This window comes from Acinetobacter sp. HZNU-JH01, assembly GCF_037996845.1.
Lineage (GTDB): Bacteria > Pseudomonadota > Gammaproteobacteria > Pseudomonadales > Moraxellaceae > Acinetobacter > Acinetobacter haemolyticus.
This window is the reverse complement of record NZ_JBBMZX010000001.1, coordinates 2478930-2504545: the sequence shown is the minus strand read 5'-3', so window position 1 is coordinate 2504545 and position 25616 is coordinate 2478930. Positions and strand designations below refer to the sequence as shown.

The window sequence follows — 25616 nt, the reverse complement described above, 5'->3', positions numbered from 1 at the left end:
AATTATTCACTTTCCAATGCTATTGCAGTTGGATCAACTAATCTTTGCCATAACTTGCAAACGATCTCACGGGTATCGTGCCAATCCGCAGCATTGACTTGCATAGATTGATTTGCAAGCGCTAGACGGTGACTCTCAGCTCGTTCACGGAGATAAGCGTGGATTAATGCTGTGGCATCTTCACTGGATAAGCAGCCTGCTTTAGCAGCATCTTCTAGAATTCTTACATTATCGGAATAATGGGCGAGATCTGGATTCGTCCCACTCCATGCAAGTACCGCATACTGTGCCATAAATTCAATGTCAACGATACCACCTGAGTCCTGTTTTAAATGAAAAATCCCATGTTTTTTTTGCTCAGAAGATGAACCCAAATGATCTTTCATTTTTTGGCGCATTTTGATCACTTCTTCACGCACCATATTTTCATCACGGACTTGCGTCAGGATCTGACAACGTACCTGTTCGAACTGCTGACACAAAGCCTTTTCGCCAGCGATAGAGCGCGCACGAACCAATGCTTGATGCTCCCACAACCATGCGCTTTTCTGCTGATATTGCTCAAAAGCCTTGAGGCTTGTCACCAACATTCCTGCTTCACCTGAAGGTCGCAAACGCGTATCAATTTCGTAGACACGACCATCCAAAGTCTGGGTAGTCATCAAAGACATGAACTTCTGTGCAACACGAATTGCAAATTCAGCGCCACTAATTGACTTACGCCCATCCGTTTCACTTTGCTCTTCAAAGGTATGAATAAACACTAAATCAAGATCAGAACCATAACCAAGTTCAATGCCACCCAATTTCCCATAACCGATCACAGCAAAGCCTTTGGCATCTAAACTACAACGTTCACCTGTATTGCTGAGTGGATAACCATGACGCTGTGCGACTGCTTCATAAGCTAAATTCAATGTGGCCTGTACACTAACTTCTGCAATATCAGTTAAGGCATCAGATACTTTCATTAGCGGACTTTCTGCCAATACATCACTGGCAGCAACCGTTAAGACATTACTCTTTTTAAAGAGTCGTAACACTCGCATCTGATCTTCAACTTGATCAATTTCAATGCGCAATAACTGTTGGCGTAACGAATCTTCTAAATCTTGGCGTTGTGGCAAGCCAAAATCCATCGATAAGAACTCATCTAATAACACCGGATATTGCGCCAGTTCCTCGCAAATCCACGGACTCACGGTTGCCATTTTTACGAGTCGCTGCAAAGCTCCACGACTTTCCATCAACATCACTAAATACACAGTGCGGCGCAACACCGACTCCACCAATGGCATTAAACGCAATAATGCCACTTGTGGCCGATCTGACTGTAAAATTGCTTCTATCAAATGTGGCCAGAACTTCTTTAATCGTTCTAGCGCGCTGGCAGGAATCTTGCGTAATGCTTGTCCATGCCAAAAATTCTGAATCAAATTTTGCGCATCAGGATCTAGCACTGCATTCAATTGCTGTTCCAATTGGATAAAATCATCAATCGGCGCAGAGAATTCTTTTTCCTGAATCAACTGTTTAAACTGAACTTTAACTTTGTCTCGTTTCTGATTGAGCTCAGCTAAAAAAGCAGACCAATCGGCAAAGCCCAACGTATCCAGCATCCGCTGTCTCAGATCTGGCTCTGTTGGTAAGGACTGTGTTTGTTGATCGTTCAGGGCCTGAATGGCATGCTCAACCCGTCTTAAAAATAAATAAGCATCTTCTAAATCAATAACCGCTTGCGCATCCAGCAACTCAGCTTGTCCAAGATGCTGTAAGTTCACCAAACATTGACGATCTTGTAACTCACGTCTCGAACCGCCATAAATCAACTGAAAAACTTGAACAATAAACTCGATTTCGCGAATCCCACCTGCACCCAACTTGATATCATCTTCAATATTGCGGCGCATGACTTCACGTTCGATCATGGCTTTCATTTCACGCATTGCAGCAAATGCTGAATAGTCCACATAGCGGCGAAATACAAATGGACGTGACATTTCCATCAGATCATCGCCAGCTTGTCCCCCTGTGATGACCCGTGCCTTAATCCATGCATAACGTTCCCACTCTCGTCCGTGCTGGCTTAAATATTTTTCTAAACCACTGTGACTAATGGCTAATGCCGAGCCATCCCCCCATGGACGCAAGCGCATATCGACACGAAAAACAAAGCCATCAGCAGTAATATGATCCAACAAATAAATCAGTTTCTGTCCCCACAGAATACAGAATTGCTGCACATCGATACATTTTCGACCATTACTTTCACCTTGTTCGTCAAAAGCAAAAATCAAATCAATGTCACTGGATAAATTCAGCTCTTGTGCGCCTAATTTCCCCATACCGATCACAATCAAATCCTGAAACTGACCTGAATATCCAATCGGTTCACCATGTTTGGCAATCAAAGGAGGCAATGCAAATGCCTTTGCCGCACAAATACTAGCATCTGCAAGGTCTGATAACTCTCGAGTTAATGTCACAACATCTGTAAGTTGATTGGCATCCTGCCAAATCCAGCGGAACATCAATCTAGCACGTAAGATACGCAAGGCTTTCATCCAAGCCTGTTCATCACTTATATCCGCAACAGCATGTTGAACCTTGTCAAAAATATTTTCCGTCGAAAGTGAGCAAAGAAATTGATCTTCTGCATAATCTTGTTCTAATTGTAATGTGTATAAATTTAAAACTTGTTCTGCATATTGACTTGCGACTAAGGTTTTTTCTAGCTGTTCCACATTCATATAAAAAAAGCTCAACTGATGCCATCGTAATAAGATCTATAACACCATTGTAGTTATATCAGTTACTGACCAAGGATTAAAATCTGTTTAGACTAATTTTTCCTGACTTTTATTTTGCTCAACGCACAAATCTACATGTTCACGCGCAACAGGCAATACCACCTTAAACAAAGTCCCTTCTCCTTCTTTTGAACTGGCACTGATCTTCCCGTGATTCATTTCAACAAAGCGCTTACACAACGCCAACCCCAGCCCCGCACCTTTCTCACCTGCAGTGCCTTTTAAACTGATGGTTATACGTGGTTGAAACAAATCTTTGAGCTGATCAGGGGTCATACCTAAACCCGTATCTTTAATATAGATCTCAACAACGTCACCACGTGCCTTTGCTTTAATATAAACTTTGCCTGAACCATCCACATCGGTGAACTTCAGCGCATTTGAAACAAGATTTTGGATGACAGAAGTAATCATATTCATATCAGCATAAACTTTGAGGTTTTCATCGACCTCATTCACCAATTCAATATGCTTTTTCAAAGCCAAAGTTTTTAAAATATCAGTCACAATATTGGTTATTTGACGCAACTTAAAATTAATTGGGTGATAAACAAAACGCCCACCTTCAGCCATCGCCCAATTGAGTAGACTTTCTAATAAGTTATATGTTGATTGCGAGGTATCATGCAGATAATCAGCAATATTTTGAATACTCGACTCATCTAAGGTTTCACGTTCTTTCGCCAGAATCTCTGAAAACCCCAACAATCCATGAAATGGTGCTCTTAAATCATGCGAGATAATCGAGAAAAACTTAGTTTTACTAACATTGAGCGCAGCTTCTTGCTCATAAAGTTCCTTTAATTCATCATGATTAAATTTCAACTCAAGCTGCTGCATAAAGTTACGACAATGTGCTTGCAATAACTCTGTTTGTAGTTTTGAGAAGGCCTGTGCCTCTTCATCAAATAGGATCACATACCCCAAGGATGTCTGATCTGGATGTCTTAAATGCAACGCAACAGCACGTTGGACTTTCTTCTTGAAAACATTAAGAAAAGCCATCAAACTTGGGTAGCGAGGATGATCACAATCAATCAGATCATTATTGACAAATAAGGTATTTAAACTTTTTGCAATTTTTGTAGAATCAATTGCTTGAAGCTTTTCTGGGCAACGATGCCATAAATAGGGTTCTTGGTGGAATGCGAGCAATGCGGTACTTGCCTGCATCAATTTACGATTAAATTGCAGGAATTGTTCAATCAAGTTTTGCTCTGAGTTAAGACCCAAAGAAAGTGAAATTTTACAAGCGCTTAGCTTATCGGCTTGCTGTAATTCTAATAATTGAATAGCCATGCCCGCCTCTCGAATATTATCATTATTTGGTTATTTACGTTTTATTAAAAAAAATGTGAAAACCATCCCTTAGTATTAACAAACTTTAACATAAAAGGCAATTGCTGCTTCCGACAATTTCGCAACAAAACGTGAAATTTCAACAATAATTTATTTCATTATTATAAAAATAGTAATTTTTGAACAATTTTTATAAAAAAACCTAAAAAAACGATAAATTGCTCTAAAATTCAGCAACTGTTAAATCTGCATGATTGACAAGTGATTTAAACAAGGTATTATACGCAACACAAAGCATCGCACTCTTCCCGAGGTGGTGAAATTGGTAGACGCGGCGGACTCAAAATCCGCTGTCAGAGATGACGTGTCGGTTCGAGTCCGACCCTCGGGACCAAAATTTCGAAACCCCAAACTAGCACTAAAAGTTTGGGGTTTTTTCATATGTGGTAAAGAAAAATATGCAACTCTCCGACTTCTCTTTTGATCTCCCAGATGAACTTATCGCTCGCTACCCATTAGAAAGCCGCAGCGCATCACGCCTACTCCATATCGATACTCAAGGTCAGTATTACGACCATGCTTTCACCGATATTCTCGATCTACTTGAAGAAGGTGATTTACTGGTACTCAATGACACTAAAGTCATGAAAGCCCGCTTAAAAGGCAAACGTGCTACAGGTGGAGCAATCGAGATTTTGGTTGAACGAATGCTCGACACGCATACAGCACATTGCCATATCAAATCCAGTAACGCACCGAAAGCAGGTGCTGAACTTTATGTGGGTGAAGATGCAGTACCAGTAACTGTACAAGGTCGTCATGAAAACCTGTTTGTGGTCGAATTTTCACAACCGATTTTATCTGTACTGGATCAATATGGTCAGTTACCAATTCCACCGTATTTCAATCGTGAAGCAGAAGAGATTGATACGGAGCGTTATCAAACCGTTTTTCACAATCCTGAAAAAATTGCCAGCGTTGCTGCCCCTACAGCAAGTCTACACTTTGACCAAGATTTATTAGAAAAATTGGCAGCAAAAGGCATTCAAAAAACTTTTGTCACTTTACATGTCGGTGCAGGGACATTTATGCCTGTTCGCACAACGGATATTACCAATCACATTATGCATAGTGAATGGTGTGATGTACCACAAGAGACGATTGATCTGATTTTGGAAACCAAAGCACGTGGTAATAAAGTTATTGCAGTAGGCACTACGGCGACCCGTGCGCTGGAAAGTGCAGCACAAGCAAATGATGGCAAAATCGCAGCATGGACAGGCGACACTCAGATTTTCATTTATCCAGGTTATCAGTTCTGTATCGTGGATCGTTTGATTACCAACTTCCATTTACCTGAATCAACCTTATTGATGCTGGTTTCAGCGTTGTCGAATCGAGATAACATATTGGCTGCGTATAAACATGCCGTGGAGCAACGCTATCGCTTCTTTAGTTATGGCGATGCTATGTTGATTGATAAACTTGCTTAAATATATTTCCATAGGCTAAATCATGGTTTAGCCTATTTTTTAATATGATGATTTAAAAAATTTATGCCATTTATATCTAAAAAAATTCAAAAAGCCTTTCAAAATCAATTTATGCATAATCAGGTGACCTTAGAAAATATTGAGGCTATTCGCCACCTCCTTGAGGAACACCCTTCACCCGACACACTTATTAATCGCTTAAAACACTGGCAAGGCGAGCAAAACCTGTATATCAAGAATTACCTGTACTGGACAATGTCCACGCTGAGTCTGATTTTTTTACTGGCAGGCCTTTTGTTCTCTGCCTACTATCTAATTGTTTGTGTTGTTCTGTTTAGTATTGGTGTGCGTTATCGTATTCCGACAACTGAATTAGACAGCCTAAAAGAACAATTAAGACTCTATATTCTGGAGCAGAACTATCAGGTTAAGTTTCATCCTGATAACAAACCCTTAAATTCTGCCTTACTAGATCATCCCTTATTTAAACTAGGTGATAAAGACAATACTGTTAAAATATTGCTAGATGGGAAATTAGTGATTAAACAAAAAACATATGATTATTCTGTTTTTAACTATCACTACACCTATCAAACAAGGACAACCGATGATCAGGGAAAAGAATTTTGGGAAACGACCCATTGTGATCTATGGGGCGTACTGATGGACAATTTCCCATTCAAAGGCATCAGCATCTCAGCTCACTATAAACATCAATGTCATCTAGGTATAGAGTGGAAATCTAGTGATATTCTCTTTAATAAGAAGTATCAGCAAACTGGCGTAAATAAATACGAGTTTGTTAAATTTTTAACTCCAGAAAGGCTATTGTCACTGGAAAAAATGATGCAAACTTTTCATGGGGATTTTTATGTACCTCCACAAACTAGTGTGATGTACTGGTTATTCAATGAATCCCCTTTAATCGAGAGTAATTATTTATTTCAGGCAATCACGGTAAATAAACTTGCTGAAAAGCTAGAACAACTTCAAATGCCAAAACTTCAACGTTTACAAGAAGCACTTACCAGTCTACTCAAGACTCTCTAATTCCATCTATAACGATTAAAATAGCCCACAAGGTACTTCTTAGTTTCTGAAATTTAAAGCATAATCCAATCATCATCGACCTATTATAATGAACTGATCCTTTCCATGCCGATCGATACTGTACAACAAGCGCTTCATATAAGACGTAAAAAAAATGCTCAGGTTTTCCGTAATATCGCTCGGCTTTGGGATATTGGGAACAAATCAACCAATGATCAAGAGTTACTCGACAAGTTACACCCGTGGGGTGAAGCACATGATCTACATTTTTTTAATGTACTCCCCTTGCTCCTCACCATCGTTAGTCTCTGTTGCTTAGTGTTTGGCTACTTTATTCATCCGCATATTCAGTTCATTTGGAGCTTTTTAGCTGCATTTTTGACAGGGTTTTTAGCCTATCTTCTCTATGAGCCAAAACAACCTTTAATTCAGGTGACCGAGTTTCTTGAACAACGTATGATGACGCTACGTTATCAGTTAAATTTCCAGCAACTCCCAACCTATCTCCCAATCCAAGCACAACCCAGCTTAGTCATCAGCCGACTACGACAACTCTTTCCATTGTTTTATCGTGGTACTGAATCCAATCAAATTACCCAATATGCATCTACGACGTGGCATGATGGAACAACTGAGCATCAAGTTCTCATCTTTCAATATCACTATGTCAGTGAAATGCCGATCCTCCAAGATAAAACGAGTGATAAAAAAATCGTCAAGGAAATTCACAAAGATTTGTGGGGGGCTTTTATTTTCCAAATGCCCAACTTAGGTATCGCTGTCAGCAATCAACGCTCTCGTTTTTTTGAACCTTACGGTAGTGTTTGGGAAAGTAGTGACATTTCGGTGAATCGCAATCTAAAAATTTTTGGCCGTAGTCAACATGAATTGGCTAAAAGCATTAGTCCAAGTATGACCCTAAAATTACATGATTTTTTTCAACACTTTAAAGGTGATTTAATTTATCATCAACAAGAGCAAATACTTTGCTATGTTGGGGAACAAAACCTATTACAAACAACCAGTAAGCGCGATCAAATCAATGATATTCCTGCACTACGTGGACATCTACGCACCATGACCATGCCTCAATATCAAAGGTTTCAAGAATTGATGCTTAACTTAATTCGATAAAATTTCCCTCAACGGCTCATACATAGCATAAGTCGAAAGGGACAAGATAAAGGGGTATGGCGATGACAGGCTTAATTATTTTCTTAGGCATTTTCGTTGTCTTAATTGTTTGGGGGATTCATATCCGCAATACGATTGTGCGATATTTCAATGCCACCAAACGTGCGTGGGCAGAAGTTGCCAATTTCGAACGCCAGAAAGTCAAAACCTTAGAGGCTTTAGAAGATACACTCAGTAAATACACTGTGTTTGAAAAATCAACTCTAGAGCAAGTGACGGCTTTACGTCAGCAAATCATGAATTTGAATGTAAATGACACCGATATTGCTAAATTGCAGCAGATTGAAAAATTAAATACCGATTTGATGCGTAGTCTAAATGTCGTTGTAGAAAACTATCCAGAACTAAAAGCTGACACGCTGTACAGCAAAATGATGGATGATATTCAAGAACAAAATGAAAATGTCGGTGCAGCAATCACCATATTTAACCGTAATGTCGAGTTATTTAATAATCACATTCAGATTTTTCCAAACAACTTAGTCAATACCATGACCTTAGCAAAGAAAGCGATTCGTCCTTTTCGAGATCAAGTAATTGACCGTAATTTTGACTACAAACCAAATTTTTAACGCTAGCTACATTTAGTAGTAGAACTACACGCCATAATCAAGGAAAATACCCGCTTTTGATCAGCGAACTGTTTTTTCGCCTTGATGGATAGTGTCATGAAATTTGAAAAATTAGGTCAGTCGGGACGCGCCCGTCGTGGTCGACTTACCTTAGAACATGGTGTTGTTGAAACACCTGTATTTATGCCTGTCGGTACTTATGGTACGGTAAAAGGCATGTTGCCTCGTGATATTGAAGAAATTCAGGCACAGATTATTTTAGGTAACACCTTCCATTTATATTTACGTCCAGGCTTAGAAGTCATCAAAGAGCACGGTGGTCTGCATGAGTTTATCCAATGGGATAAGCCGATTTTGACTGACTCTGGTGGCTTCCAAGTGTTCAGCTTGGGTGCAATGCGTAAGATCAAAGAAGAAGGTGTGACTTTCCGCTCACCGATCGACGGTTCAAAAGTATTTTTATCTCCAGAAATTTCAATGGAGATTCAACATGTGCTTAATTCAGATATCGTAATGATCTTTGATGAGTGCACACCTTACCCAGCCACTCATGAAGAAGCACAAAAATCATTGCAACTTTCATTGCGCTGGGCAAAACGTTGTAAAACGCACCATCACGATGAGCTCAAGAATAAAAATGCATTATTCGGCATTATTCAAGGTGGGATGTACGAAGACCTACGTGATGAATCACTCAAAGGTTTACTAGAAGTCGGTTTCGATGGTTATGCCATTGGTGGTTTATCAGTAGGTGAACCTAAAGAAGAAATGATCAAAGTATTGGATTATCTTCCAAATAAAATGCCCGAAGACAAACCACGTTATCTAATGGGTGTAGGAAAACCAGAAGATATCGTTGAAGCTGTTCGTCGTGGTGTCGACATGTTTGACTGTGTCATGCCAACACGAAACGCACGTAATGGTCACTATTTTGTCACCGATGGGCTGGTAAGAATTCGTAACAGTAAATATCGTCATGATAAAGGGCCTTTAGACCCACATTGTGATTGTTACACTTGTAAAAACTTTACTCGTGCCTATTTATATCATTTAGAGAAGTGCGGTGAAATGCTGGCATCTATGTTGGGCACAATCCATAACTTACGCTACTACCAGCGCTTAACCCAAGGCATGCGTGATGCCTTGGATAATGGCACTTTTGATGCCTATGTTGAAGATTTTTATGCACGTCGTGGTTTAGATGTGCCACCTTGTCCAAATTAATCTATCAAGATTTGCACGTAACGCCAAGACAAGGTACATTGCAAAACGAATTGGAACTTAATGTCAATTTTTTGACCTTTTAAACTTTAGGAAATTAAAATGAGCTTTTTCATTTCTACTGCCCATGCTGCTGATGCAGCAGCCCAAGGCCCAAGCTTGATGGCAAACTTATTGATGATCGCTGTATTTGTTGCGATCTTCTATTTCTTGATCTGGCGTCCACAAGCAAAACGTGCCAAAGAGCATCGTAGCTTGGTTGAAAGCTTAGGTGTTGGTAGTGAAATCGTATTTGCGGGTGGCTTAATGGGCAAAATTATTCGCTTAGATGGCGACTTTGCAACAGTTGAACTCAGCCGCGGTGTAGAAGTAAAAATCCAACGTGCAAGTGTTATTTCAGTCTTACCTGAAGGCACACTCAATAACCTTTAATCATTAAGATAGTCGTGCCTAAGCACGACTTTTTCATTTAAGAAGAAAGCGAATGCGTTACCCTGCATGGAAATATTTACTGATCCTCGTTGTCTTTGTGATCAGTACGTTATATGCACTTCCAAGCCTGTATCCTGATGAACCTGCTGTCCAGATTTCGGGCGCAAAAGCAGGTACTCAAATTGATCAGAGCGTAGTGCAAAGAGCTGAGCAGATTTTAAAAACGGCCAATATTAGCAGTCATGATGGTAGTTTCTCCAATAATGCAGCTTTACTCCGTTTAAGCTCATCTGAAGAACAGCTCAAAGCAAAAGCCATCCTCAGTCGTGATCTAGGCGATGACTATGTGATTGCACTCAACCTTGCACCAACCACTCCTATTTGGTTGCAAAAGATTGGGGCGAAACCGATGAAACTCGGTTTGGACTTACGTGGCGGTGTACACTTCTTGCTCGAAGTTGATATGGATAAGGCAATTAGTCAGCGTATGGAAACATCCGCAACTGATTTACGCCGTCAGTTCCGTGACAACAAAATTAAGTTCAATAACCTCGCTTTAAACAATAATACAATTACCATCCAATTTGCCAGCAATGCAGATCGTGATGCAGCGGCTGATTTCTTACGTCGTAATGGTAATGAGTTTAATCAGCAATCCATTGCGACAGCGACTGGTGCAACATTAAGATTGAATTATACTGATGCTCGTCGTCAGGAAATCCAATCCTACGCTGTCAACCAAAACTTAACGACTCTTCGCAACCGTATCAATGAATTAGGGGTTGCTGAAGCCTTGGTTCAAACTCAAGGTAGCAACCGTATTGTGGTTGAGTTACCGGGTATCCAAGATACAGCTGAAGCAAAACGTGTCCTCGGTCGTACCGCCAACCTAGAGTTCCGTTTGGTTGCAGATAGTAACGATCAATATATCGATCCTTATACACGTAAATACAATGGACAACCTGTGCCACCAGGAACAGAAGTTTTTGCTTTTGAATCTCTAGACAGTGGCCGTGACTTATTGCTTAACCGCAATCGTATTTTAACGGGTGAACGTGTACAAAATGCGAGCTCTGGTTTTAGCCAAGATACAGGTGGTGCTGAGGTAAATATTACCTTGGACAGTGCGGGTGGCAAGCTCATGGCAGATGGCACACGTAACGCAGTTGGAAAACGTATGGCGGTCTTGTTTATTGAAAATAAACAACGCATTAGCTACGTCACTGATCCTGAAACAGGGGCACAAACCGAAGTTCGTACACCTTATACTGAATCAGTTGTTATCAATGCAGCAACGATTCAAGCGGTGTTGGGTTCACAGTTCCGTATTACAGGTCTAGATTCACCTCAAGAAGCTGCTGAACTTGCACTGATGTTGCGTGCGGGTGCGCTTGCTGCGCCAATGTATTTCGTTGAAGAACGTGTGGTTGGTCCTAGCTTAGGTAAAGAAAATATCGAGAAAGGGGTTCAGTCAACCATTATTGGCTTTATCTTAGTTGCAATTTGGATGGTGGTGTTCTTCCGTCTATTTGGTTTGATTGCAAACTTTGCCCTGATTTTTAACCTTGCGATGATTTTAACGGTCATGTCATGGTTAGGTGCTTCCCTCACCTTGCCAGGTATTGCGGGTATTGTCATTACCATTGGTATGGCAGTCGATGCGAACGTATTGATCTGCGAACGTATTCGAGAGGAAATGCGATGGGGTGCATCACCGAAACAAGCCATTGTTGCAGGTTATGATCGCGCTTATAACACCATCGTTGATTCCAACTTAACCACATTCCTTGTTGCATTTATTTTATTTGCAATAGGTACAGGTCCGATCAAAGGCTTTGCGGTTACATTGATGATCGGTATTGTTTGTTCGATGTTTACTGCAATTACAGTGACGCGTGCAATCGTACAACTCATTTATGGCAAACGCCGTAATTTGACCAAGTTGAGTATTTAAGGAGATTGATATGTCAGATCTGACTCAACGTGACTCAAAACAATACGGTCGTCCAGATGATTTAAAAATCATCCCATTTATGAAGATCGCCAAACCTGCTGCGATTATTTCGATCTTACTGACCATTGCGAGTATTTTCTTTATTGCAACCAAAGGACTCAATCTTGGCTTAGATTTTACCGGTGGTGTTTCTGCTGAATTGAACTATCAAAATCCAGTTCAACCTTCACAGGTGACACAAGCGCTCAATCAAGCTGGTTTTAAAGATGCTGTAGTTCAGACCTTAGGAAGTAATACTGATCTGATTGTACGTATGCCTGTACAGGACGATCTCGTGGTCGATGATCTCAGCCAAAGCATCACTCAAGCAGTGCAGTTACCGAATAATACGGTGAATGTACATAAAGTAGATGCAGTCGGTGGTGCGGTTGGAAATGAACTCTATGTGCGTTCAGCTGGTGCGGTTGCTCTTGCACTCATTTTAATGCTGATTTATGTCACCATTCGTTTCGAGTTTAAACTTGCAATGGGTGCAGTAATGTCACTGTTCCATGACATTGTCATCATTATCGGTGCGTTTGCCTTATTCCAATGGCCATTTGATCTAACCGTTTTAGCAGCCCTGCTAGCGATTATCGGTTTCTCGTTGAACGATAACATCGTCGTTTCAGACCGTATCCGTGAGAACTTCCGCAAGATCCGCGAGACCAGCTCTCGAGAAATTATTGATATTGCCTTGACTGAAACGCTTCGTCGTACCATTCATACGTCTGCAACTTTATTATTGGTTGTCGTTGCGATGTTTATCTTGGGTGGTGATGGCTTACATTGGTTCTCTGCAGCAATGATTGTTGGGGTCTTTGTAGGTACCTATTCATCGATTTATATTGGTACAGCCTATGCCTTATGGCGTGGTCTCAGCCGTCAAGACTTTATCGTGCAAGTCAAACCTGAATTTGAAGATGATCAGATTCCTTAAATCTCGGCTTCTCTAGATTCAAACCAAATGCCAGTGTAACCACTGGCATTTTTTTATTCACATCAGTGCTGAATAATTTGAAGCTGTGGAAACTGGAACCCACGGCATGACTGCTCACTTCGCCATGCCACAGTTATCACAATACGATTTAAGATAAAATTTTGATAGGCAAATGTTCCGATCAGGGGGTGCGTACACACTCCCCCAGTCTGTTCAGGATGAACCTGTGTATTTAAACTATTTAAATCTAAACGAATCCCCAAGCCCGAAGCTTTTAATATTGCTTCCTTCGTCGTCCACACCTTAAACCAATATTCTTTGTTCTGCTCTTGTTGCCAGATTTGATATTCATCAGGATGAAAAGCATGTTGGGCTAAAGCATCAAAACGTACTTTTCGATCTAACTCCTCTACATCAACGCCTATATCTTGCACACGTTTACTCACTGCTAAAGCATAATAATGTCGACTATGTGAGTGGTTGAAATGTAAAGCGTGAGAGCTTAAAAAAGGCTTACCATGTTCATGTTTAGCAAAGCTGAGCGCTTCAATACCACTCTGCAAGTGCTCAGCCAAAAGCTGGTCACGGTAAGCTCTTATTTGCTGTTGTTTATAAAAATTAAAGCTGCTTAAATCAGCAAAATCTGTTTTATTTTTTTTCAGCAGTTGCGCCAATGCCTGTAGATGTATTTCGATTTTACGTATGGTCATTGGTCCCTCCTTATAAAAAAGCCCAAAGCGAACTTTGGGCTAATCTAGATCTATTTATATTAACGCTTAAATTTCTTTTCAGCCTTTTTGAATTTCTGAACATAACGGCGTTTACGTGCCGCAACGCGCTCATCCACCCGAGATTTACGACCTTCAAATGGATTTTCAGACGTTTTAAAATCAATCTTAACGGGTGTTCCTTCAAGCTTATAGACTTTACGGAATACATTTTCGAGATAACGGCGATAGTCTGCTGGTGTCTTATCGACCTTATTACCATGAATAACGATCGTCGGCGGGTTTTGCCCCCCCATATGCGCATAACGCATTTTAATACGTCGACCACTAATCATTGGCGGCTGATGTGCTTCTGTTGCATCATTTAGAATTTGAGTGAGTTTTGCTGGTGAAACTTTCAAATTCGATGATTCATAAGCGCGGTGGATGGATGGATATAACTCACCCACCCCAGTGCCATGTAATGCCGAAATTAAATGAATTTTCGCCCATGGAATAAAATCAAAGCGACGCTCAACATCTAGTTTACATTGCTTACGATCATACTCGGTCATGTTATCCCACTTGTTGATCGCAATCACCATCGCACGACCTGCTTCAAGTGCATAACCGATCAAATGTAGATCTTGCTCAACAATACCTTCACGAGCATCTACAACGATTACGACCACATTTGCATCTTTCATCGCTTGTAGTGTTTTAACAATTGAGAATTTCTCAATCATTTCATCCACTTTACCTTTACGACGTACGCCTGCCGTATCAATCAAAGTATATTGGCGGCCATCACGTTCAAATGGGATATAAATCGAGTCTCGGGTTGTCCCTGGTTGGTCGAAAGCCACCACACGTTCTTCACCCAATAAACGGTTAACGAGTGTTGACTTACCCACGTTTGGACGACCAATAATCGCTAAACGCAAACCCGTATTTTTATTATGTTCTTCAGGATTTTCATCTTCAGGTACTTCTGCAAGTACATCTTCTAACATTTGCTGTACGCCACGACCATGACTTGCAGCTACTTGCAATGGCTCACCCATACCGAGCTTATAAAACTCGACTAAAGCAGCTTCAGCATGGACGCCATCCACTTTGTTAGCAACTAAATAAACTTTCTTACCTAAGGTGCGTAGTTCTCGTGCAATTTGTTCATCTGATGCCAATAGGCCAGCACGTGCATCTACCACGAAAACGATGATATCCGCTTCATGTATCGCGGTTTTTGACTGCTCCGCCATGTAAGAGTCAATACCACCTTCATTTTCACCGATACCACCGGTATCGACGACGATAAATGATTTATTTTGATATACCGCATCTCCGTATTTGCGGTCACGAGTTAAACCAGCGAAGTCAGCAACCAAAGCATCACGACTTTTAGTGATTTGGTTAAATAGCGTTGATTTTCCGACGTTTGGACGACCAATGAGCGCAATAACGGGTTTCATAAATTACCTTAATCTGAGTTAGATTTTTAAAATCATCATAATGGTGTCTTGCTGATTTATCACCCAATACTTGGATAAGCTTTCAGTTAGACTGACTTTCTTTTTACCCAAACAAGCACTTGAAGCTTCGTAAAGGCAAAGACAGTTATCCATACTACAAGACTCAATTCGCATACAATATTCGCAGCAGAGCTACTCGTCTTACACCCAGACAAAGCAGTGCTTTGTGTATCTTCGCTCAGGTTGCGGATGCCCCTAACGAGTATCATATTCGGATTGAAAAATTTATGTTGAAATTTAAATTCTATAAAAAATGCAGGGCATGGTATTTTGCCATGCCCTATTTTCTAATTTTACCACAAGCTTGGATAAAATTAACGATTCTGCCAAATGCTTAATGCACCTTTTTGAGTGGAAACGTAAAGCTGATCATTAATCACACGTAATTTACGAACATCTCCACGTGTTTTAGCACGACCAACCAAACGTCCTGTGGCAGGTTCTATCAGATGTAAAACACCATCCAAATCACCAACTACAAGGTTTTGTCCAAGCATAACTGGATTACTAAGCTTACGATTTAACAAGCTTTCGTTCTGCCAAACAAGCTCACCTGTCGCGAGATCATAAGCATTTAACTTGCCATCTACAGTTGAAACAAAGACCTTATCTTCAGCAACTTCAGGGCGGTTAGTACTGCTTGCATCTTCACTCCAAACCACGCGTTGGGTTGCTAGATCAGTAACAGTAACTTGTCCTTGGAAACTTGTAGTCACCAAGTACTGCCCTGCGACAACAGGATCACCATTAATATCATTCAAACGTTGAATATCAGAGCGTCCCTCACTGATTGCAACTCGACGTTGAAATCTTGGGATACCACTGATCACATCAATTGCATAAATATATGCATTTGCTGAAGCGATCAGGACAGTACGATCATCTAAACGAACTGGTGCGGCTTGACCACGTAAACTGAATTGTACATTTGGCAACTTATACGCCCAAACTTGCTGCCCTGTAGCAACATCATGAGCAAATACAGTTCCATCATTTGCCAAACTAATCACACGACCAGACTGAATCGAAGAAGGTGTTAAAATTGCACCCGACAATTGTGCAGTCCATTTCTGCTCACCTGTTGCTTGGTCAAGTGCAAATAACTGACCTTTACGGTTACCAATAACCACAACACCTTCACCAGCTTCAACACCAGCGGTCAGCTCTTGTTTGGTAATTTTACTTTTCCAAAGTCTTTCTTTGCCTTGGTAAGCAGACACCTGACCATCTGGATCAGGAGCAAAAATCACACCATTATCCGTGTCCAACTGCAATCGAATAGCATCTGCAGCACTGGTCGATGAAACACTTTGCGAGAACACAAGGTTTAAACTTTGCTCTTGGGTAATTTTCGGTAATGGGTTCGGCTTTACAGGCTTTACCTTATTACTCGAACAACCTACAAATAAAGCTGAAGCAATGGCGATTGCCAATGGTAGTTTTAGTTTATTCTGCATTAAGACTCATCCACATTGGTATCTAAGATCGGGCGCTCAACTTCAGGATCATCCACTAAAACGCCAACACTTTCGAGTTTAATTTGTAAAAGCTGACGCTCTAACTTACGCTCGACCACATTATCCCATGCACTTTGATAGGCCTTACGTGCAGCTTCTGTCTCTTGCTTTGCAACATAAATGTCGCCACGTAGCTCATCAGCAGTCGCTTTGAACGTTGGTTCAGTCACTTTATCTAAGGTTTTCAAAGCTTCATCATATTTTTTCTGCGCCAGTTGCGCATCTGCTAAACGTAATTTAACAATTTGCACCAACCCAGTATCTTTGATCGTCGAGTTTTCAACTTTCTTCAGCGCCTTTTCAGCTGCTGCATAGTCATCTTTGTCATAAGCTAGTTTTGCCAATAACAATTGAACCTGAATCGCATGCACAGAATTGGCATCTTCTTTGACAATCTTATCCGCCGCCTCAGAAATCGTCTCAAAAGCATTAGGTTGACCAGCAAGTGCTTGAGCCTCATCGATCAACTTTTGCACTTTAGCCGTCTGATTCTGAGCTTCAGCCTGAGTTTTCTTCTGCCAATATTCCCATCCGAAAAAGGCAATCAAGGCAATGAGAATCCCGCTAATAATTGCAGAACCATATTTTTTAGCAAACGACTTCAAACTGTCGAGTTGTTCATCATCACTTAAACTCATGTGATTGTCCTTTTCCTAAATGTTTTATTGTTTAAATTTTTCGATAAAAAATGGCGCCAACTCAGCCAAAGAAACCTGAGACTGTTCAGCCGTTGCAAGTTCTTTCACCAGAAGCTGCTGTGAATCCCACTCTCGCTCACCCAAAATCACAGCATAAACAGCACCCGATTGATCCGCCTTCTTCATTTGGCTTTTCATGCTACCTTGAGAACCAGTTTTGAGGCGAATCGTGCTATTCGCAGCTTCTAACTGGTCACGGATTTGCTCAGCCAATACCAATGCTTTAGCTTGATATGCTGGCTCTGCCAATAGGAACACTTCACAATCACGCGTATCTTTGTTCTGCGCTACTTGCTCAAGTAATAACAGCAAACGCTCCATCCCCATCGCGAAACCAACCGCAGGTACGGATTGATCTGGCTTACCTTTTAACTGACCAACCAAACCATCATAACGACCGCCTGCACATACTGTTCCTTGAGAGCCCAACATGGTGGTCGTCCACTCAAATACCGTTTTGTTGTAGTAATCTAAACCACGTACTAACTTTTGGTTAATCACAAACTCAACGCCAGCATCAGTTAAATATTGCTGTAGTTGTTGGAAATGATTGAGCGAATCTTCTTTTAAGAAATCATGCAATTTAGGTGCATTTTCTAAAATCTTTTGTGTTGATTCGATTTTAGAATCCAAAATGCGCAAAGGATTAGTGGTTAATCGACGTTGTGAGTCTTCATCTAACTGATCTTTATGTTGATTCAGAAACTCAACCAATGCAGCACGATACTCAGCGCGCTCATCCGTTTCACCTAAAGTGTTTAATTCTAAACGCACATTTTCCGCCATTCCCATACGTTTCCACAAACGTGCTGTCATGAGAATAATTTCAGCATCAATATCAGGCGTTGCAACACCAAAAGTTTCTACACCGAATTGATGAAATTGACGATAACGCCCTTTTTGCGGTTTTTCATAACGGAACATAGGTCCCACATACCATACTCGTGGCGCAGCGCCACGAAGTAAGTTGTGTTCTAACATTGCACGTACACAACCCGCTGTCCCTTCTGGACGTAAGGTCAATGACTCTGGTGGTGTTCCCTTATCGAAAAAGGTATACATTTCCTTTTCGACAATATCAGTCGCATCGCCAATAGCACGTTTGAATAAACCTGTTTGCTCAACGATAGGCAAACGGATTTGCTGATAACCATAGGCATCCATTAAAGATGCCAATTGTTGTTCTAGACTTCTCCAAGCCGCAGTTTGCGTTGGAAGGATGTCATTAAAACCTTTGATAGCGACGATTGAACTCATGATGAACTACGAATAATTTCTTTAGATTTGGCTTCTTCAAGCTCTTGAACACGTTGACGAACCATTGTTTCAATTTCATCAACCAACTGATTGGTGTCAATTAAATGACTTTTTTCACCATTTCGATAGACCAGCGAACGCGGTGATGCGCCTACAATCCCGATATCAGCTTCTTTAGCTTCACCAGGACCGTTCACTTTACATCCGATAACCGATACATCCATCGGAGTACGAATATCCTCTAAACGCTCTTCCAAAGCTTGCATCACTTGGATCACATTAAACTCTTGGCGTGAACAGCTTGGGCAAGCAATAAAGTTAATGCCATTCGAACGTAAGCCCAATGATTTTAAAATATCGAAACCGATTTTAATCTCATCTTCAGGCTCAGCAGCCAAGGAAATACGCATGGTATCACCAATGCCTTCCATTAATAGCCCACCGAGCGCAATCGCTGATTTCACTGTACCAGTACGATAGATACCTGCCTCAGTTACACCGAGATGCAATGGATTATCAATCTGTTGTGACAGCAAACGATAAGCATCCATGGTTAAAAATACATTTGATGCTTTCACACTCACTTTGAATTCGTGAAAATTTAAGCGATCTAGAATATCAATATGACGCATCGCAGACTCAAGCAACGCCTGCCCAGTTGGTTCGCCATATTTGATTTGCAGGTCTTTTTCCAAAGAGCCGCCATTTACACCAATACGAATCGAAATCCCATGATGCTTTGCCGCTGCAACTACCTCACGTACTTTTTGATCCGAACCAATGTTTCCTGGATTGATACGCAAACAATCAGCGCCATAATCAGCGACCGCTAACGCAATACGATGATCAAAATGAATATCAGCAACTAAAGGCACAGAAACACGTTTACGAATAGCACCAAATGCTTCCGCTGCCTCCATCGATGGCACAGAAACACGCATGATATCCGCACCTGCATCTGCACAGCGCTGGATTTGTGCAACCGTTGCATCGACATCACAGGTTTCAGTATTGGTCATGCTCTGCACACTAATGGGAGCATCACCACCGACATACACCGACCCCACACGGATTTTTCGTGTTGGGCGACGCTTAATTGGGTTCACGATCATCGTATAGCTACCTATTTAGCATTAGCGAGATAAACGGAATTCAGCTTTACCATTCACGGTATAAGGACGCAATGAAATCTGTTCTTGATTCAAACTTAATGTTACGGCAGTCGCATCATCTAAGCGAATTTGAAATGGTGATTCGCCACTCAAATTTAATGTTGACGCTTGGCGACCTGTCGCAAGGACTTTACCTGTTGCATCAACAATATTAATGGATGTCGGACGGCTAAAGTTCAATACTAACTGATCTCCCGATGCCACAGATGTGTTTGCCATCGGTAAAATTTCAATATCTGAATTGGTAATCTTAGGAATATCGACATCATCTTTACTGCTACTCGATGACCAGTTTTGTACAGCCATAACAGCCAACCAACCCAGCAATAAAACAACAGCCAAAATCACCAGACGTTTTAACCATTTACGATTACGTACGCTTTTTGAACCCGCCAATTTACCCATGGTTTTAATTGGTGAGTTATTCAAGGCATGGCTTGCTTTAAGCCCCGTATCATTGGCATATATTTCATCAAAACGTTGAATAATCCCGCTCGCATCAGCATTTAAGCATTTCGCATATGCTCGATAATAGCCCTTGATAAACGTCGCCTCTGGCAAAGCGGTATATTCATCCTGCTCTAATGCTGTCAACGTTTTGACCGGCATATTCAATACGCTTGCAATTTCTTCAAGTTCTTTCTTTTGTGCAATACGAATTTGACGCAAATACTCACCAGGTCGTTGAATATTTCCCAATGTTGACGATGGCGAGGTTGAGCCAGTTGGCTGATGTGAATTTGGATTTATTTCCATACGGCCTCAGTACTGTACTGTAATTGCAAATAACGTTGATATTCTGGACTATCAGGAAATAAAGCGCGTAATTGGTTGACTAACACTTGCATTCCTAACTGATCCGCATTCGCTCGAGCAATGCGTATCCCGATCCAAAGTGCTCTAGCACCTTGGTTGCGCTGTCCCACGCTACGAACATATTGTTCATATAACTGGGATGCATCTCTATTGTTTTGTTGCAAATAGAAAATTTCCGACAACTCTAACATTGAAATGGTTGCATTTCGATTTGCTTGCAGCGCCTGTTTGAATGATTTTTCAGCATTCGTCACATCGCCCAATAATAAATAGATTCGCCCTAGGTTTTCCAGTGATTGAAATCGTTGATCATAACCTAAGGTTGCACCAGCACGCGTGAACTGCTCAATTGCTTCATTATAACGCTGCATCTGATATAAGTATGTACCGTAATTATTACGCGCTTGAGCATTGTCTGGCTCAGATGAAATCGCTCGCTTAAAATAAGCATCTGCTTTTTCCATATTGAGCTTACTTCCCTCTTGTTGCAGCAAAATACCCATCATCATATTGGCATTTGCATCACGGGAATTAAGTTTCAATGCTTGGTCAAGTGAACGTTTTGCAGAGTCCAAATCACGCGTACGAATATATTCCGCAGCCAATTGGGTGCGAACCTGAACAGCTTTCTCTGGATCTTTCGTAGATGGTGTCGATTGGCAAGCTGTCAAGCCACCTGCCATAAGTACAACTGTTATCGCTATGGTCGTTTTTAGTCGAGTTGTATTCAACGCATTGTCCCCAAGTTTTATCCTTGTGTGCGCAAAATTTCTTGTCGCTGCGCCACTTTCTTTTTCCATTGTTCAGCACGACGAGTCCGGTCAGCAACTTGCCCTACCAATTGACCACACGCCGCATCAATATCATCACCACGTGTCTGACGAATCGTACACACAAATCCTGCATCAGACAAAGTTTTTTGGAATGCAATAATACGATTTCTGCTTGAACGACCATATGGCGCATGCGGAAAAGGGTTAAATGGAATCAGATTGATTTTACTTGGTAAATTTTTTAACAATTTAAGTAGCTGTTGCGCATGCTCTGGCTGGTCATTGACCCCATCTAACATCACATATTCAATGGTGACATGACGGCGCGCACTTTCATTGCCATCTTTTGCTAAATAACGCTGACATGCAGCGATCAATTGTTGTAATGGATATTTTTTATTAATCGGTACCAATTCATTACGCAGCTCATCATTCGGTGCATGTAATGAAATTGCCAATGCCACATCAATATCTTGCGCCAATTGGTCAATCTTTGGCACTACACCAGAGGTGGATAAGGTTACACGACGTTTTGACATGCCATAAGCAAAGTCATCCAACATCAACTGCATTGAACTCAATACCGCATCATAATTGAGTAATGGTTCACCCATCCCCATCATCACAACATTGGTCACCGTGCGTTCGCGCTCAGCAACAGGCACCTCTTCCATATAGGAATAGTTTGCCATCCAAAGCTGACCAATAATTTCCGCTGGTGTCAAATCACGCTGAAAACCTTGTTTGCCTGTTGAACAGAACGAACAATCCAGTGCACAACCAACTTGTGACGAGATACATAAGGTTTTACGTGCGCCCGTTTTATCTTCGGCAGGAATCAAGACGGTTTCAACCAAAGAACCTTCGCCATCGCCAACACGGAACACCCACTTACGGGTACCATCTTTTGAGTAATTGCGATGTACCACTTCAGGTGCTTTGATTTCACAAATTTTTTCTAATTTTTCACGTAACTTACCTGAGATATTGGTCATCTCAGCAAAATCAGTAACAAAATATTGATGAATCCATTTCATCACCTGACCAGCGCGAAACTTTTTTTCGCCCAAGTCTTCGAAGAACTTTTCTAATTCTGCACGTGACATGCCCAGTAAATTGACTTTATTGTCAGCAGCATGAACCACAGGCATAGAAACAGACTGTTGTTTTTCATCTAAATTTTCGGATGAAACGACCACTGCAGAACTCATGAACATTTACCTAAACAATATCAGCGCTAAATATGCTGTGTATTCTTTACACAACACAATTTATAAAAAATAAAAAACCAGATAAGTAGTATACCACTTATCTGGCTTGAATACTTTGGATTAACGAGTGCGTGGGCAGATCTCGTTATCAGCAAAGAAGTAAGCGATTTCACGCTCAGCAGAAGCAACTGAGTCAGAACCGTGAGCAGCATTTTCATCGATGCTTACAGCAAAATCAGCACGGATCGTACCAGGTGCAGCTTCTTTAGGGTTTGTCGCACCTAAGATTTCACGGTGAGCAAGAACTGCATTTTCACCTTCAAGAACTGAAACAACAACTGGACCAGAAGTCATGAAAGCAACTAAATCACCAAAGAAACCACGTTCTTTGTGCTCAGCATAGAAACCCTCAGCATCTGATTGAGAAAGGTGTTTCATTTTAGTTGCAACGATTTTTAAACCCGCTTTTTCAAAACGAGCAAAGATATCGCCGATGTGGTTTTTAGAAACTGCATCTGGTTTAACAATAGATAAAGTACGTTCAATCGCCATGATTGGCTCCCATTATGGTCTAAACATTAAAAAATTTGCCGCATTATACCGATGTCATCGCCAATAATCAGCTGGAATCTGTAAAAGTTCCACGATTTCAGATGAATTTCTAACGAACTTCGTCCAACCACGCCATTTGAATCGCTTCTAATAAGCCTTCAGTTGATTTGTTTGGATCATCATTAAAGTCTGGCAATGCACATACCCACGCATGTAAATCAGTAAAACGAATCCATTGCGGATCGACATCAGGATGTGCCTCAACCAATTCAATTGCGATATCGATCGTATCTGTCCAACGTAAGCCCATATGACAACCTGAATAAAAAAATAGGATTATCCCGTACTTTAACAAATCATTCGATTTGAACGATAGCCCTATTCCCTAGATTCACTACAAAATAATATTCAAGCTCGGTGCTAGTAAAATGACCGCGCTTGCAACTGAGGCACCAATGATTGCGCCGACAATCACATCACTTGGATAGTGTAAACCCAGTACCATCCGCGACAAGGCAATCAAGATCGTAAATGGGAGCATCAAAATCAACAGTACAGGCTGGATATAACCCAATACAATCGTGACCATCACCGCATGTAAAGTATGTCCCGATGGGAAGCTAAAATGGTCCAATGGCCGCTCACCGAGTACAATGACCTGATGAACCTGATAAGGTCTTGGTCGTGTGGTTTTATGTTTTAAAAACTTATAAATCAAGGTTCCAACAGAACCAGCGAGAATTAAATACAGAATCTGTAAGCCGTATGCCAGACCTTGTGTTGCCCATACAGATAGCAACATAACGTACCAAAATGGCCCATCACCTAAACGACTGATCGTTTTAAAAAACAAGGCAACACGCTGTGAATGTGAGAGATGATTTAGGTATAAACACCCTTTTAAATCAAGATCAAGTATTTTTATTTTTGCATTTTCAAATTTCATAATCTTCTCCTATATGAGAATCGTTAGCTAGAAGTCATCGGAGACTCCTTGGCAACTTGATAAAGTGCTTGTTCTAATTGTTGTACAGGAAACTGCCAACTGGTTTCTTGCACGCTTTCACTGGCAAGCAACCCCATTTGTCTAAGCTGTGGGAGCGCAGGTAAATGACAAATCGATTGGATCAAATCAGTGGTATGTCCCAGTGGGCTCAACCATCCTGTAACATCATGTTTGATATGTTGATGAGCAGCGACATAGTCATAAGCGACCACAGGCAGTCCACTCGCAATTGCTTCAAGCACAACATTCCCGAAGGTATCGGCTTGGCTAGCAAAGGTAAAAACATCGGCACTGGCATAAGCTTCTGATAACTCACGACCACTTAGACTTCCCATAAAGATCACATCATTGGACTGAGCTAATTTCCCTAAGCGAGCGCGATCTGGACCATCACCAACAATGACAAATTTAAAATTAGTACCTTGTTGAGTCCGTAGTGCATGGAAACTCTTAATTAGAACATCCACTTCTTTTTCAGGTGAGAGACGCCCGACATATAACAAGACTCGCGTATCAGCATCTACACCCCATCGCTGGCGCAACTGTTGCGAACGATGTTTGGGTGAAAACTTTGCTGTATCCACTCCACGTCCAACAACAACTAACGGACAAGTCACACCAAAACCACGCAGCGCCTGCTCTGTATATTGGCTAGGTACACACGTCACATCGGTACTGTTATGAAACCAAGTGAGATAACGTTGAATAGGTTTGACTAAAAATGCCAAATCAAAAAATCGACTAAAATCATGAAAAGCGGAGTGAAAACCACTTGATACAGCAATTTTTTTAGATTTTGCGGCTTGTAATGCAGTTAAACCCAAAGGCCCTTCCGTCACGATATGCACCACATCTGGCGCAAATTTTTCAAATGCTTTAGACACTTTGAGATATTGTGGCCAACCCAATTGGACGCTTGGATACTTCGGCACAGGTTGTGAAAACACCAAGCATTCCTGATCTGGATGAAACTCAGTACAGACATTTTTCTGTACAGGGCGAACCAGTAAAATCTTATGACCGAGGCGCTGTAAGCCCTGACATAATTGCATCATCGACATCGCAACACCATTAATTTCTGGTGGCCATGTTTCGGTCACAATTGCAATTCTCAAACGAGGGCGAACAAGGTCTTGAAGTTCAGACAATTGATCTTGTTGATCTTTGAAATGTTTCCTTTTAAAGTAAAATTTCAAACTTTCAGGAAACTGTTCTTGCTTTAATAGAGATGTCGCGTATGTACTTTGCATATCGCCATCCATTTGTGTCGTTATTTTCATGCTTTAAGCATAAAAATATTTTTTGACACTTTAATGATCAATAGATGACAGTTTTATGAATCGAATGATATGATTCACCACATTCATATAA

The 25616-nt window shown here is 41.1% G+C and carries 23 protein-coding genes and 1 tRNA gene; 9 read left to right on the top strand and 15 right to left on the bottom strand.

Annotated elements, in window-relative coordinates; genetic code table 11:
* Positions 1-2: 2 nt before the first annotated feature.
* Together glnE and AAC851_RS11935 are read right to left on the bottom strand one after the other, a co-directional pair.
* Positions 3-2750 (bottom strand): bifunctional [glutamate--ammonia ligase]-adenylyl-L-tyrosine phosphorylase/[glutamate--ammonia-ligase] adenylyltransferase, encoded by a 2748-nt coding sequence (glnE, locus tag AAC851_RS11940; RefSeq protein WP_005089142.1) that lies wholly within the window; start codon positions 2748-2750, stop codon positions 3-5.
* Positions 2751-2837: 87 nt separating this feature from the next.
* The gene (locus AAC851_RS11935; protein WP_004640791.1) at positions 2838-4109 is read right to left on the bottom strand and encodes a sensor histidine kinase; all 1272 of its coding nucleotides are present in this window, start codon (positions 4107-4109) and stop codon (positions 2838-2840) included.
* Between the two features lie 307 nt (positions 4110-4416).
* Between AAC851_RS11935 and AAC851_RS11930 the strand changes: the two genes are divergently transcribed.
* The 9 genes from AAC851_RS11930 to secF all read left to right on the top strand — a co-directional run bounded on the left by AAC851_RS11930 (position 4417) and on the right by secF (position 13004).
* Positions 4417-4503: transfer RNA gene (locus AAC851_RS11930), tRNA-Leu, on the top strand.
* A 64-nt stretch (positions 4504-4567) separates the two neighbouring features.
* Entirely contained in the window at positions 4568-5602 is a 1035-nt protein-coding gene (queA, locus tag AAC851_RS11925; RefSeq protein ID WP_340601046.1) for a tRNA preQ1(34) S-adenosylmethionine ribosyltransferase-isomerase QueA, read from the top strand.
* A 63-nt stretch (positions 5603-5665) separates the two neighbouring features.
* Positions 5666-6652 carry a hypothetical protein gene (locus tag AAC851_RS11920; protein WP_340600897.1) on the top strand — a complete coding sequence of 329 codons (987 nt, stop codon included), beginning with the start codon at positions 5666-5668 and terminating at the stop codon, positions 6650-6652.
* A gap of 105 nt (positions 6653-6757) precedes the next feature.
* Complete coding sequence (locus AAC851_RS11915; protein ID WP_340600896.1) at positions 6758-7786, top strand: hypothetical protein; 1029 nt, start codon at positions 6758-6760, stop codon at positions 7784-7786.
* A gap of 62 nt (positions 7787-7848) precedes the next feature.
* Complete coding sequence (locus AAC851_RS11910) at positions 7849-8418, top strand: LemA family protein (RefSeq protein WP_005083367.1); 570 nt, start codon at positions 7849-7851, stop codon at positions 8416-8418.
* Positions 8419-8514: 96 nt separating this feature from the next.
* Positions 8515-9642, top strand: coding sequence for a tRNA guanosine(34) transglycosylase Tgt (tgt, locus tag AAC851_RS11905; protein ID WP_005083369.1), 1128 nt, complete (start codon positions 8515-8517; stop codon positions 9640-9642).
* 99 nt (positions 9643-9741) lie between these two features.
* Complete coding sequence (yajC, locus tag AAC851_RS11900) at positions 9742-10071, top strand: preprotein translocase subunit YajC (protein WP_004640804.1); 330 nt, start codon at positions 9742-9744, stop codon at positions 10069-10071.
* A 52-nt stretch (positions 10072-10123) separates the two neighbouring features.
* Positions 10124-12025 carry a protein translocase subunit SecD gene (gene secD / locus AAC851_RS11895; RefSeq protein ID WP_004640806.1) on the top strand — a complete coding sequence of 634 codons (1902 nt, stop codon included), beginning with the start codon at positions 10124-10126 and terminating at the stop codon, positions 12023-12025.
* A 10-nt stretch (positions 12026-12035) separates the two neighbouring features.
* The gene (gene secF, locus AAC851_RS11890; RefSeq protein WP_004640807.1) at positions 12036-13004 is read left to right on the top strand and encodes a protein translocase subunit SecF; all 969 of its coding nucleotides are present in this window, start codon (positions 12036-12038) and stop codon (positions 13002-13004) included.
* Positions 13005-13066: 62 nt separating this feature from the next.
* On the opposite strand, the gene AAC851_RS11885 is transcribed toward secF, so the two are convergent.
* From AAC851_RS11885 to AAC851_RS11825, 13 genes are all read right to left on the bottom strand, one after another.
* The gene (locus AAC851_RS11885; protein WP_340600895.1) at positions 13067-13714 is read right to left on the bottom strand and encodes a 4'-phosphopantetheinyl transferase family protein; all 648 of its coding nucleotides are present in this window, start codon (positions 13712-13714) and stop codon (positions 13067-13069) included.
* A gap of 59 nt (positions 13715-13773) precedes the next feature.
* Positions 13774-15183: a ribosome biogenesis GTPase Der gene (gene der, locus AAC851_RS11880; RefSeq protein ID WP_340600894.1), complete on the bottom strand. Its 1410-nt coding sequence runs from the start codon at positions 15181-15183 to the stop codon at positions 13774-13776.
* A 374-nt stretch (positions 15184-15557) separates the two neighbouring features.
* Positions 15558-16700, bottom strand: coding sequence for an outer membrane protein assembly factor BamB (gene bamB, locus AAC851_RS11875; protein ID WP_004640811.1), 1143 nt, complete (start codon positions 16698-16700; stop codon positions 15558-15560).
* Positions 16700-17398 (bottom strand): YfgM family protein, encoded by a 699-nt coding sequence (locus tag AAC851_RS11870; protein ID WP_004640812.1) that lies wholly within the window; start codon positions 17396-17398, stop codon positions 16700-16702. The genes bamB and AAC851_RS11870 overlap by 1 nt, the downstream gene beginning before the upstream one ends.
* A gap of 24 nt (positions 17399-17422) precedes the next feature.
* Entirely contained in the window at positions 17423-18715 is a 1293-nt protein-coding gene (hisS, locus tag AAC851_RS11865; RefSeq protein ID WP_004640814.1) for a histidine--tRNA ligase, read from the bottom strand.
* Entirely contained in the window at positions 18712-19827 is a 1116-nt protein-coding gene (gene ispG, locus AAC851_RS11860; RefSeq protein WP_005083384.1) for a flavodoxin-dependent (E)-4-hydroxy-3-methylbut-2-enyl-diphosphate synthase, read from the bottom strand. Before ispG ends, hisS begins: the two co-directional genes overlap by 4 nt.
* A 21-nt stretch (positions 19828-19848) precedes the next feature.
* Positions 19849-20643 (bottom strand): helix-turn-helix domain-containing protein, encoded by a 795-nt coding sequence (locus tag AAC851_RS11855; protein ID WP_075314793.1) that lies wholly within the window; start codon positions 20641-20643, stop codon positions 19849-19851.
* Positions 20634-21434 carry a type IV pilus biogenesis/stability protein PilW gene (gene pilW / locus AAC851_RS11850; RefSeq protein ID WP_026056343.1) on the bottom strand — a complete coding sequence of 267 codons (801 nt, stop codon included), beginning with the start codon at positions 21432-21434 and terminating at the stop codon, positions 20634-20636. The genes AAC851_RS11855 and pilW overlap by 10 nt, the downstream gene beginning before the upstream one ends.
* 17 nt (positions 21435-21451) lie before the next feature.
* Positions 21452-22687: a 23S rRNA (adenine(2503)-C(2))-methyltransferase RlmN gene (gene rlmN, locus AAC851_RS11845; protein WP_005083389.1), complete on the bottom strand. Its 1236-nt coding sequence runs from the start codon at positions 22685-22687 to the stop codon at positions 21452-21454.
* A gap of 120 nt (positions 22688-22807) precedes the next feature.
* Positions 22808-23239, bottom strand: coding sequence for a nucleoside-diphosphate kinase (gene ndk, locus AAC851_RS11840; RefSeq protein ID WP_004640823.1), 432 nt, complete (start codon positions 23237-23239; stop codon positions 22808-22810).
* Positions 23240-23348: 109 nt separating this feature from the next.
* On the bottom strand, positions 23349-23549 hold the full coding sequence (gene iscX / locus AAC851_RS11835; RefSeq protein ID WP_004640824.1) for a Fe-S cluster assembly protein IscX: 201 nt from the start codon (positions 23547-23549) through the stop codon (positions 23349-23351).
* Positions 23550-23633: 84 nt separating this feature from the next.
* Complete coding sequence (locus tag AAC851_RS11830; protein ID WP_004640826.1) at positions 23634-24185, bottom strand: phosphatase PAP2 family protein; 552 nt, start codon at positions 24183-24185, stop codon at positions 23634-23636.
* Positions 24186-24208: 23 nt separating this feature from the next.
* Positions 24209-25525 (bottom strand): glycosyltransferase family 4 protein, encoded by a 1317-nt coding sequence (locus AAC851_RS11825; protein ID WP_005083393.1) that lies wholly within the window; start codon positions 25523-25525, stop codon positions 24209-24211.
* Positions 25526-25616: the final 91 nt, after the last annotated feature.